Raw genomic sequence first — 11821 nt, forward strand, 5'->3', positions numbered from 1 at the left:
CTTTCCACCAGTCCCTTTGCCTGCATACTCCTCCGCTTCCTACATCCTGCGCGGCTCGCCCCAGCTTGCGCGTGACAAGTTCCCATCATATAATAGGGACAACACGCGTATGCTCGGACATGCATACCTCCGACCACACGACCGACCTTCAAGCAAAGCAGGTGAACGTATTGCGCGACACGCCCAGCACCAAACGAACGGCCCCCTCGTCTGCGTCCGCATGGAAAAACGCTCAGCCAAGCGCGCGTTCGGGCGCTGCCCCCTCGCCTGCCAACAGCCTGCTGCAGCTGCAGCAGACTGCCGGAAATTCGGCTGCCCTGCAACAAGCGCATCACGGAGCGACGCAAGGCGACGCCATCCAGCGCATGCCCACACGAGACCAGGTAGTGCGGCAGCTCGGCCCGCCCAAGGAGCATGTCAAAAATCCGCTCGCCGGCAAGTGGCTCGGCAAAAAGCTGCGGGTCAACGAGAATCTCAAGAACAACAGCTCCCGCTATCGCAGCATTCTCGACAAGCTGGATCTGTTCAACACGTACATTACGACGACGGCAGTGGGCGATACCCAGCAAGCCGTGGAGCAGCAGCTCGATCAGATCAAAGCGCATTACCGCTCGGTCGAGACGGCGCTGCAGCAATATGAAGCCTCCAAGGAAGGCGGAGCCAAAGCAGCTTACTTCCAGAATCTGCTCGCGCAGCTGCCCACAGAGCGGGCGGAGACGATCGTCAACGGCCACCGGCTGATGCATGAGCCGCCGGCCGAACGCACGATGTGGTCGGTACATGCGGCCCGGACCGCAGGCACGATGGTGCTGAATGACCGGATGTCGACCAATCAGACGATTCAAGGCGGCATCAACGAGGTGAAGTTTTTCCGGCACGGCCGTACCGAGGGAGCCTTCAAAGCCAATAAGGATACGCTGGCGGATGTCGATATGATGGCGCCGGATGTGGATATCAACTCGCCGGAGGCCAAGGAGAGCGGCATTGCGGACGACTTCGGCATCGACAAGCAGGATGCCCGGCTGTCGAAGCGCGACGTGGCGCTCTCCCGGCTCAACCAGATGCTCGGCGCCAATGTGATCGCCAAGGCGCAGCTCGCCATCTACGAATCGGGCGGCGGGCCGGTGAGCGGCTCCTTCATGGACAAGGCCGACGGCAAAACCGCCGGCGCGCTCGGCAAGAGCGGCGAAATGACGAGCGACGGCGCGAACGACACGGTCAACGTCAACGATCCGAATCTGCAACGGCTGATGTCGCGACTGCAGCTGATCGACACGCTGGCCATGCAGGCCGACCGTCATCAGGGCAACTACTTTATCGACTATGACGACCGCGGCAATGTCGTGAGCGTCACCGGCATCGACAATGACATGTCCTTCGGCACCCGGACCAAAATCGACGTCCGGCGGCAGGAATATCCGTCGCTCAGCAAATTCGTCGACAAGGAACTGGCGCAGCGCATCCTGGCGCTCAACGCCGAGGATCTTGGCCTGGTCATGCAAGACCTGCTCAACCCGGCCGAAATCGGGGCCTTGATGGAGCGGCTCGACAAGCTGCAAACGCATCTGCAAAAGCTGCAGAGCGATAATAAGCTGCTCGCGCCCGGCGAATGGAACGACATCACCGCCGAAGCGCTCGCGGCAGAGAACAATGGTTACGAAGGCGGCAGTTATTACGGCAAGCTCAAAAATGAGGTGGACGGGGACTAATTTCCCTTCCCCCTTCCTGCTGCGGCACCGCCAAGCGGGCCAAGGATGCGTCTGTACGACGCATCCTTGGCCCTTTTTTTGAACGTATAGAAAGGATATCCTCATATTCGGGTCAGAACGCCTGACTGCGGGTAAAAAGCAGCAAGGCGCACCTACTTAAAAAGCGCTACACTACTCATTCGCTTCATCGAAAGAGAAAGGATGATTCGCATGAAAAAGCACACTCAAAAAATAACGCCCGTCTTTCTGGCCGCGGGGCTCGTCGTCGGTGGTTCGACCATCCCCGTCACGCTAACCGACGCCGCGACGCCGACCGCGCAGCAGCGTCAGGCCTACGATACCGTGCGCTTGCAGGTGAATGGCGAAGCCCTGCAGATGCAAGGCCTCTTGTCCGAAGGACGCACCATGATTCCGTTGCGGGCGCTGAGCGAGGCGCTTGATTTCTCGATCTCCTACGACAGTGAGACCTCTACCTATACCATCGGCTCCGGCATCAATCAGCTGCAGCTCACGACCGGCAGCTACGGACCGAGCATGACGATCAATCACCTCTATCTCGGCGATTACGATCCGCTCAATGTGGAGAGCCGGCTCTATGTGCCGTATCGCGTCCTGAGCGACTTCCTCGGCCTGCACGGCGCGTGGGACAACCAGACCAAGACGCTGAATATCGTCCAGGCGAATCAGGTCAACGAGATGACCTTGACAGCCGAAGCCATGAACGACAGCGTGAACGACTCCGAGATTGCGATTCGCACCTTGCAGCTCGAAGGCGACAGCGAGGCTACCCGGCGCATCAACGAGACGCTCCAGGCGCAGGCCGACAAGTTCATGCAAGCCTCCACGGAGACGGCGCAGGAACGGCCGGGGGATGTGCGCAGCTATGAATTTATGCAGGACTTCATCGTCACCTACAATCAGCATGGTATGTTGAACGTGCTCGTCCAAGGTGACAGCTACGTCGGCGGCGCGCACGGCATCCAGTCGCGCACCAGCCTGCTCTTCGATCTCCAGACCGGCGAGCAGTTGACGCTGCAGGACGTCCTTGGGGCCAATTCCAATTACATGGCGGAGCTGGACAATATCGCACGGGCCGGCCTGACCGAGTCGGGCGGCTATCTCGGCGGCTTTGAGGGCCTGGACGATGAGCCGCAATTCTACCTGAAGCGTGACGGCCTTGTCCTCTACTTCGAGCCTTACGAATACACCGCCTACGCCGAGGGCTTTCCGGAGTTTTACGTCACGTTCGGCGAGCCGGACGTGAATTGAATATAGGAATGAAATAAGCTCCGCCAAGGTCGCAAGACCTTGGCGGAGCTTATTTATCGGGCAGCTTTCTCAAATTTGGCGCTGCTAGCGCAACGCCTTCAAAAGCTGCAGGGCATAATGGGTATACCCCTCGTCATTGGGATGGGTGCCGTCTGCGAATACACGCTCATCCCCGGGCACCAGGCCGTAGCCGTCGATCACCTTCACTTGCGCGCAGCGCGCCGCCACAGCGGCGATAATCGCTGCGACATCATGAAGATTGCCGAGACTGCGCTGTTCCTCTGCAACCCTTCTCCAGATCGGGGTAATGACGTAGATCGGCACATTCGGATAGATCGATATCAGCTTATCGAGATAATTCGACACGATCGATTCGAACTCCCTTCGTTCGTAACCGCGGTTCCAATCATTGGTGCCATACGCTACAGTAATGAGATCGGCGGGATAGTGCTCCGCGAGCGCCGGATCGAGACTGTCCGGGTCAAAGACATACCCGCCGACCCCTTGATTCAAGAGGTCCATTTCGAGGAAATCAGCCACCTGCACCGGATACGAGTAGGCCGCATGACGTCCGTCCATCCCTTGCGTGATGGAATCCCCGAGACTGAGCAGTCTGCGCGGGTGTTTGGCGACCGGTTCGACGACTGCCCCGGCACTGACCTCGACGCCCAGCAGGAGGGTCTCGACATTTTGCGGGAATACGATGCGAAGCGCATTCCGCTTCCCTCGCTCGCCGGGCAGGAGCGGGATCGCAAAGGAAAGCTCGACGCGAACCGCCGACTGGCCCTCGAAGGACTCGATTCCTTCCGAGACGATGCCTCTACCATTCACATACAGATCAAATGCCGCATAATCTCTGGCCGCCCCCTGAAAGACGACCGATAGCTTCAGGCGTTCGGCATCCGTGCGCAGCTTCATGACGACACCGGCGGAACAGCGCGATCGTTTGCCTTGCGCCTCTTGCGCGGCATACACGTCCAGTTGCCGCTCGGTGAAGCGCTGCGGACTCCATCCCCCTTCCCGCTCCACGCCGCCCAAAGTGTGGTGAAGCAGCGCCGTTCGCACCCACTTCGCATCAAGACTATCCATCTTCGAATCCTTCACAATCCCCATTCCTTTCCTCATGCTGCTTGGACCCTGATCATACCCGCACCTCGCGCCCCTCGCGCGCGGCGCGATAGATGGCCTCGAGTACGGCGACAATACTTCGGCCATACAGAGGCGAAGCCATCGACTCGTCGTCGGCTAGAATCGCCTCGCTTAATTCGGCATACTGCAGCAGGAACGGATCGCTCTCATTCGGAATGTCGACCCGTTCATAGGGCCCGCCGACGCTCTTCCAGAGCGAATCGCCGGTTCGCAGCCGCAGCATGCCTTGCGTACCTATAATCTCCGTCTCGTTCCGACGGGCACCGCGATAGCCGGATTGGACGATCATCGCGGGGATCCCGCCCTCCAGCTCCAGGTAGACGGCGCCGCTCCCTTCCACGTTGTAGGCGGTGTGATGACTGACGGACGCCTTCACTTGTCGCACCGCCCGCTCGGTCAACCACTGGATCTTGTCGATCGAGTGGGAGCCGAGATTGGCCAGGATGCCGCCGCCGGAGGAGGCGCGATCGAGGAACCAGCGCGGACGCGATTCGTGAAAATAATCGGCGTGCCGCACATCATGGATCATGACCAGCTCGCCCAACTCACCGCTTTGCAAGATGCGCTTGGCCGCCAGATTCTCCTTCATGTAATGCTGCGTGTGTCCGACCACGATCCGGACGCCCTGCTTGCGTCCCGCCACCAGAATGCGGTCGCACTCCGCTGTCGACAATGCCATAGGCTTCTCCAGCATGAGGTGGCAGCCGCGTTCAGCGGCATGCACGGCGGCCTCCGCATGCAGGAAGTGCGGGAGCGCGATCGTGACGACGTCCGGTTTTTCACGATCGATCAGCTCGCGATAATCCGTATACCCCGCGATCCCGTATTTTGCCGCGATGAGCTTCGCCCGGCCGACGTCGATATCCGCAATCGCGCACGCCGTGAAGCCTTCCGTCAGCCGTATGGCGTTCAGGTGATGCTCCGCGATCGCCCCGGCCCCCAGAACGGCCGTTCGCCACTGTGCTTTCATGACAGGAAGACCTCTTTCCCTGTAAGGGAAGATTCATAGATGGCCATGATGACCGCGACGGCTTTGCGCGCTTCTTCGCCATTGATGAGCGGCTCCCTGTCTACCGTAATGGCTTCGATCAGATCTTCGACCAGCGCTTGATGCCCTTCAAGTGCGATGCTTCGCGGATCGGCGCCAGGGGTGCCGGCATCCCCGACAACCGGTTGCTTCAGCTCCCCTTCCCGCGCCTCCCACAATTGAATTCCCTTATCGCCAAATATGAAGGAGCCATTCTCGCCATGCAGCTCAAAGCGCGTCTCTTGACCCGGATACACCGAAGTCGCGCCCTGAATGACGCCAAGCGCGCCGCTCTTGAATTTTACCGCCACCACTGCGGTATCCTCGACTTCGATGTCTCTGACCAAGGCCGCGGTATGGGCAAACACCGATTCGATGTCCCCCATCATCCATTGTATCAAATCAATGCCGTGCACGCCTTGATTCATCAACGCCCCGCCGCCGTCATGCTCCCAGGTGCCGCGCCAACCGGCGCTCCGGTAATACTCGGCACTACGGTAATATTTCAAATACGCATCCCCGAGCACCATTCGGCCAAGCTTGCCCGATTGCACGGCATCACGGGCCGCAATGGCCTCCGGCATCGTTCGGCGCTGATACACACAGCCGAGCTTCACTTGATTTTCCCTGACCGCCGCAATCATGTTGTCGATTTTATCCAAGTGGATATCGATCGGCTTCTCACATAAGATATGCTTGCCTGCACGGGCCGCCGCCGTAACCGCCCATTCATGCGCGCCGCTGGGCAAGCAAACGTTGACAACATCCAGTTCCTTTACCTGGAGCATGGCGTCTAAACTTGTGAATACGTGTTGGACCTCGAACTCCTCCGCAAAGTTGCGCGCATTTTCTTCAATGATATCACAGACCGCATACAATTCGGCACGCGGATTACCCGCGATCGCTTTGGCATGTGAGCTCGCGATCGTTCCTGCTCCAATAATACCGAAGTTTAACGTCTTACTCACGTCTATATCACTCCATCTTTTTTTCCATATCGCCCTTTGTTCCTGACAGCAAGTTAGTCGAGTGTCCCTCGCACAATCAGGCTCGGCTGTGCGAAGCTGCTTTCTTTGCTGTAAAAATCATCGTAAATGTCGGTATTCGCCCAGCGCTTCACAATGCCTTTGAAATAAGCGGCATCCGCCGGCGGAGCAAACGTCGAAATTTCAACCAATGCCTGAAGCAGCGCTCGACCGCTGTGCAGATTTTGACTTTTCATGCGGGAGATCGCCCTTCCCCTTACGTAATCCATGATCGCCCCGCGAACCAATACCGGCTCGTATGAATCGTACACCCAGTCGTATAAATGATCGGCATTCGGATCGTTCAACTCCCACTCGGTGCCGTCCAAGAGACTTAAATAAGCGGGCAGCGCACTCATCAGGACCAGTCCATACGTCCCGGTGTACGGCACGGCGTTATGCTGAATAAACGAACCGTCCTTATAAAAGCCGTCGCCGCTGGTCGTATAGTCGAAAATGTCCACGATCCGATCATTGGCGACGTCAATGAGACTCCCGTCCTTGAGCAAAACGCCGACCAAAATGTGATTCAGGCATTTGTCCATCAGATTGGCGCCGGTCATATAGCCCGGACGAGGCGTTCTGGTGGCGCTGCGGGAATCGGCAGGGTCCGGCGAGAAGTGAAGGATTGCGTCCATATGATCTTCAATCAGCGCCGATTTTCCCAGTTGAATCAAATTATCGTACATCAACACGCTCAAGCTGATGATCGCTTTCGGCACGCCGATTTCGAATTTGAACCATTGCTCGTTTTGGGAGACGGAGGCGTTGTACCATTCGTCTATCAGGAATTCCATCCCCTCCACGATGGCATCTTGCATCGCGGCCTTGGTCGTAGCGGAGATGGAGGAATACGGATTGGCATAGGCGTGAGCCATTGTAAGCAAGCGCCGGTAAGACGCTTCGGCCTCGAATATCGTCCCGTCCGATTGATCCGCCCACAAATAAGACTCCGACGGGGTCGGCGCATGATAAGAAGTGTAATAATCGTCCGCTAAATCATCCTGCGCCGCAATGACCTGGGCAATGTCGGGGTCCGACGCGTTGTACCCGGCGCCGCCTGTCAGTCGCTCCTTCCACGCCTCGCGCAGCAGATCGTACGCATCGGATGATGCGGATACATTGTGATGAGTCAAGGATGCGCTCGCCACCAAGAGCGCCATTACGAGTCCAAGCGTAACGACAACCTTGCCGAAGGAGCGTTTCGTCTGGCTAACTTTCATGACCGTACACCTCCATATAATAGAAAGCGTTATCCTTTCACTGAGCCGATCAACACGCCTTTCACAAAGTACTTCTGTAAAAACGGGTATGTCATGATGATAGGCAGCGTCCCAATAATGATCGTCGCGAACTTCACAGCTTGATCCACTTCCATCTCATCGCTGTTCTGCCCCTCGGTTGTGATGATGCCCATCATGACGAGCTGACGGATCACGACCTGCAGCGGGAACAGCTCGGAATCTCTCAGATAGAGCAACGCGCTGAAAAAGTTATTCCAAATCGCCACCCCGTAAAAAAGGCCGATGGTCGCCAGGACAGGCTTGGATAGCGGCAAAATGATTCTGGTCAGAACCCCGATATCACCCAGTCCATCCATATTCCCAGACTCTTCCAGCTCGACCGGCATGCCTTGAAAGAAGGTGCGCATCACAAACAGATTCCATGCGCTGATCGCCGTAGGCAGGACCATGGCCCAGATCGTGTCCAGCAACCCGATAGAACGCACCACCAAAAAGGTCGGAATCATGCCGCCGTTAAACAGCATGGTGAAAATAATGAAAAACGTAATCTGCTTGCGCATGACGAGGGTTTTGCGAGCTAACGAGTAGGCCGCCATCGTCGTCAGCACCAGCGAAATTGTCGTACCGAAGACAACATACATTATCGTGTTTTTATACCCCGTTACAATGCGGGAACTGTTGAAGATCGTCTCGTACACATGCGTCGTGAAGCCTTTGGGCAGGAGGGTCACTTCGCCGCGCATAATATAGGCGCTGGAGCTGAGCGAGACCGAGATCATGTAAATGAACGGATACAACACCGTAGCCGAGAACAAAAGCAAAAGGAGGATATTGAACACATCAAAAGGCTGGAGCCGTTTTACCATAGACTGTTTTCACCTACCTTGCGGGCAATATGGTTGACGGTTACGACAAAGATCAATCCGATCACGCCCGAAAACACATCAATTGCCGCGCCATAACTGAAATTACCTGCCACCAGACCCGTTCGATACACATAGGTCGATAAAATATCGGCCGTTTCATACGTGGCCGGATTGTAGAGTAGATACACCTTCTCAAAGCCGATATCAATAATGTTGCCGACGCGGAGAATGAGCAAGATGACGATGGCCGGCATAATGCCCGGGATCGTAATATGCCACATCTTCTTGCCGCGTGAAGCCCCATCCATCTCGGCCGCATCATAGAGCTGGGGGTCGATCGTCGTCAGCGCAGCCAAATAAATAATCGAGCCCCACCCTACCTCTTGCCAAATGCCGGTACTGACGTAAATGGTCCGAAACCACGACGCCTTCTGCATAAAGGGGATCGGATCGATTCCCAAAAAACCGAGCAATTCGTTGACGATCCCGTTGGTTGGAGATAGAAACATCGTGGCCATACTGGTGACGACCACAATCGAAATAAAATGGGGCAAGTAACTGAGCGACTGGAAAACGCGCTTCAACCCATTTTGCCGTAATTCATTTAACAATAGGGCCAGGATGATGGGAGCCGGAAAACCAAAAATCAGACTGTAAAAGCCGATTAGAAATGTATTTCGAATGAGGTTCCATGCGCTTGGGCTTTGAAAAAAAGTGATATAATGCTTCAACCCGACCCAGTCGCTTTCCCAAATCCCCTTAAACACCTCGTATTGTTTGAAGGAAATGACAATGCCAAACATCGGCATATACTTAAAAATGACATAATATAAAATGGTGGGTAAAAGCAAAAGCAAGAAGATTTTATCTCGCTTTAGCTTTTGCATCCCGCGCAAAAAAGTCCCTCTTCTTTGTTGTGAACTGGTCCATTCGGATTGGAACTGCACGTCCTCTCCCCCCTATTGACGATCCCAAGCCGTCTCGTAAATGTCCAAGACTTGCTGCAGCCCTGTATTCTGGATTTCTTTCACATAAGTATCCCACTCGCTTAAGGGTCGATCACCCAATATAAATCTGGCCAGATTCGAATCTACGATCGTGTTGATTTCATTCAACGTAACAGATAAAATATTTTGCTCTTCCGAGTTGAACGACGGATTGAAGATTGCGGGATAAAGATGCTGCGTCGACAGCTCGTAATCCTCAAAATATTGATCCTCGACCAGGGTCAACGCAGCGGACGTGTCGAACCTTCCGTATGAACCGAAGCTAAGGATGCCGTGTGTGCCTCGGATGGACATATGGTCCTTGCCAATCAGCTTCCGTTTTCCGTTTTCGGTCGTGTACGATACGCCTTCTCTGCCCCAGCTCGTCACTTCCATGCCTTCATCCGAATACAAGTAGTCGATGAGATGAAGGGCAGCGTCCAGATTTTCTGCATTGGCAGATACAGCGAACCCACCCAGCATATACCCACCGTCTATAATAAGGCTCTCTCCACCCGGCCCTGCAGGCGGCTGCATAATGGAGAACACTTTTTCGCTTCCATCTCCGATCGCTTTGCTTAGCGACTCGATTCGGCCGACATAGTCGATGGAATCAGTTCGGAATACCGGGTCCTTGAAGACTTGGTCGCGAGCTACGATGAAGCGGTCTCCTTGATCAAGCAGCGTCGACTGCTTGATCAATCTCAAGTATTTGAAGTCTTGTTTGATGAACCGCCGGTCTTCATGATTACGCCTCAGCAATCCCAGCAATTTTATAATTATTTTTTAGCTGCGGACGTCCAGGAAACCCTGCATTGGATTCAGAAAAAATTTAAACAGCTTCATGATCGGGACGCCTATGCCTATCATCACTATCAATTGTGTGAAGAGATTATCAATCAAACCCAAAAGTCATTGCATTCTTTGCAAATCCCGGAAGAAGCGCTCGATCCTTTGCCCGTTCATTCGCATTATTGCGCGACCTACACGTCACTGGTCGAATGGACCGAGGAATATGTCCAAATGGCGCTTAACGCAGTCCAGGCCAAAAAAAACCTGACCGACTCGACCATGGCGTTCATCGTGAACTATATGGAACAGCATTACGCGGATGATCTTTCGCTCGATCTTCTCGCAAGCAAATTAAAAATTACCTCGAGTTATCTATCCGGCTTATTCAAAAATAAAATAGGCGTCAATTTTAAACAATATTTGAACGCCATCCGAATGAAGCAGGCCGAGCATCTCCTGCTTCACACGAATTTGAAAATTCAAGACATTGCCGATCAGGTCGGCTACAGAAGCTTGACGCCGTTTATGCGGATGTTCAAAAAAACAACCGGACATACCCCAAGCGAGTATAGAAGATCGCATGCGGAATAACGGGAAAGGCCGTGATTCGAAGAGCCCGCTTCCGGCTAATCATAAAAAAAGGAGAAGGAAGGGAATAGCTCTATGAAAAAGCGTTCTTTCATTTTAGTGTGCGCCACGGCGATGCTGCTGCTCGCGCTGACGCCGTTCCGGTCCGCCTATGCGGATTCACCCGTCACCTCGACCCACTTTTACGAAGCCTATGCGGATGAACCGATCGTCCAGACCGCTCTCAAAGCCGGCGGCATGACGGCGGAGCTGGCGGCCTACTTGGCCGATGAGGCGTCGCCGCTCGCGCTGCGCGCCGCCGTCATCAATGCGATGGGCTGGGAGAACGAGCCGACCGAACGCGCGGAAGACTATGCGCAACAGGCATATGGCCAGTCGCTAAGCGAGCTTGCGCCATCCGAGCTGCGCGGCGACGAACGCTTCGTGATCGGGTACTTGCGGGCGATGGACGATTACCTGGATACGCGCGAGGCGGAGCAGTGGCTGGCGGATGCGAGGCAAGAGTTGCCGGATAGCTTCACCGCGGCGCTGATCCTTGCCCTGGTCCAGGCGCAGGAGGAGATGACCTCCGCCCCTTGGCCTGAGGTGTGGCAAACGATCGCGGACGTGGCCTTCGATTCGGACCTGGAGATGGATATGCGGCCCGAAGCCGCCGAGATCATCATCGATTATATGGTCACGTACAGCGATAAGCGCGTGATCAACCCGTTCGCCGAAGAAAGCCGGCTGGCCCTGCACATTGGAGAAAGCCAGTTCGCGCTAAACGGCGAAACCTTCGAGCTCGACCCCGGCTACGGCACCGCGCCTGCCCTGATCGACGGCCGCGCCTACTTGCCGGTTCGGTTCCTGACGGAGGCCGTCGGCGGCGACATCCGCTGGGAAGCCGCCACCCGGCGCGTGTCGGTGCAGACCGCGCATGTCGCGATAGAGCTGACGATCGGTGACAAGACGGCCCTTGTGAACGGACAGGAACATGAGCTGCTTGGCGCCCCCTACATCTCGCACGGGCGCACGATGCTGCCCTTCCGCTTCATCGGCGAAGCGCTCGGCTTCGAGGTCTCCTGGGAAGGAGCGAGCGGCGAGATCGGCTTGACGCTGGCCTCGCAGTCTCGATAATATTGACCAACTGAAGTGGAGCAGCTCAGCTCGCTCCTACTCAGCATCCG

Annotated in this window: 11 protein-coding genes; 4 read left to right on the forward strand and 7 right to left on the reverse strand. The window is 55.7% G+C overall.

Going from position 1 to position 11821, the window contains the following annotated elements:
- The first annotated feature begins 119 nt into the window (after positions 1–119).
- Together IDH44_RS03795 and IDH44_RS03800 are read left to right on the forward strand one after the other, a co-directional pair.
- Complete coding sequence (locus IDH44_RS03795) at positions 120–1709, forward strand: hypothetical protein (protein WP_190914858.1); 1590 nt, start codon at positions 120–122, stop codon at positions 1707–1709.
- 210 nt (positions 1710–1919) lie between these two features.
- Positions 1920–2978 carry a stalk domain-containing protein gene (locus tag IDH44_RS03800; RefSeq protein ID WP_190914860.1) on the forward strand — a complete coding sequence of 353 codons (1059 nt, stop codon included), beginning with the start codon at positions 1920–1922 and terminating at the stop codon, positions 2976–2978.
- Between the two features lie 84 nt (positions 2979–3062).
- Here the strand turns inward: IDH44_RS03800 and IDH44_RS03805 are convergent, their stop codons facing one another.
- From IDH44_RS03805 to IDH44_RS03835, 7 genes are all read right to left on the reverse strand, one after another.
- Complete coding sequence (locus tag IDH44_RS03805) at positions 3063–4082, reverse strand: SGNH/GDSL hydrolase family protein (RefSeq protein WP_190914862.1); 1020 nt, start codon at positions 4080–4082, stop codon at positions 3063–3065.
- Positions 4083–4119: 37 nt separating this feature from the next.
- Entirely contained in the window at positions 4120–5097 is a 978-nt protein-coding gene (locus tag IDH44_RS03810) for a Gfo/Idh/MocA family protein (RefSeq protein WP_190914864.1), read from the reverse strand.
- Positions 5094–6122: a Gfo/Idh/MocA family protein gene (locus IDH44_RS27085; RefSeq protein ID WP_190914866.1), complete on the reverse strand. Its 1029-nt coding sequence runs from the start codon at positions 6120–6122 to the stop codon at positions 5094–5096. The genes IDH44_RS03810 and IDH44_RS27085 overlap by 4 nt, the downstream gene beginning before the upstream one ends.
- Positions 6123–6175: 53 nt before the next feature.
- The gene (locus IDH44_RS03820) at positions 6176–7402 is read right to left on the reverse strand and encodes a hypothetical protein (RefSeq protein ID WP_190914868.1); all 1227 of its coding nucleotides are present in this window, start codon (positions 7400–7402) and stop codon (positions 6176–6178) included.
- Between the two features lie 29 nt (positions 7403–7431).
- Positions 7432–8289, reverse strand: coding sequence for a carbohydrate ABC transporter permease (locus IDH44_RS03825; protein ID WP_190914870.1), 858 nt, complete (start codon positions 8287–8289; stop codon positions 7432–7434).
- Positions 8283–9176, reverse strand: coding sequence for an ABC transporter permease (locus IDH44_RS03830; RefSeq protein WP_190915029.1), 894 nt, complete (start codon positions 9174–9176; stop codon positions 8283–8285). The genes IDH44_RS03825 and IDH44_RS03830 overlap by 7 nt, the downstream gene beginning before the upstream one ends.
- Before the next feature lie 72 nt (positions 9177–9248).
- Positions 9249–9983 (reverse strand): type 2 periplasmic-binding domain-containing protein, encoded by a 735-nt coding sequence (locus tag IDH44_RS03835; RefSeq protein ID WP_190914871.1) that lies wholly within the window; start codon positions 9981–9983, stop codon positions 9249–9251.
- Between IDH44_RS03835 and IDH44_RS03840 the strand changes: the two genes are divergently transcribed.
- Both IDH44_RS03840 and IDH44_RS03845 read left to right on the forward strand, forming a co-directional pair.
- Entirely contained in the window at positions 9948–10658 is a 711-nt protein-coding gene (locus IDH44_RS03840) for a helix-turn-helix transcriptional regulator (RefSeq protein ID WP_190914873.1), read from the forward strand. The two genes, IDH44_RS03835 and IDH44_RS03840, sit on opposite strands and share 36 nt — an antisense overlap.
- A gap of 72 nt (positions 10659–10730) precedes the next feature.
- Positions 10731–11771 (forward strand): copper amine oxidase N-terminal domain-containing protein, encoded by a 1041-nt coding sequence (locus IDH44_RS03845; RefSeq protein ID WP_190914875.1) that lies wholly within the window; start codon positions 10731–10733, stop codon positions 11769–11771.
- The last annotated feature ends 50 nt before the right edge of the window (positions 11772–11821 follow it).

The sequence above is a fragment of the Paenibacillus sabuli genome (genome assembly GCF_014705605.1).
GTDB classification, from domain to species: domain Bacteria; phylum Bacillota; class Bacilli; order Paenibacillales; family Paenibacillaceae; genus Paenibacillus_D; species Paenibacillus_D sabuli.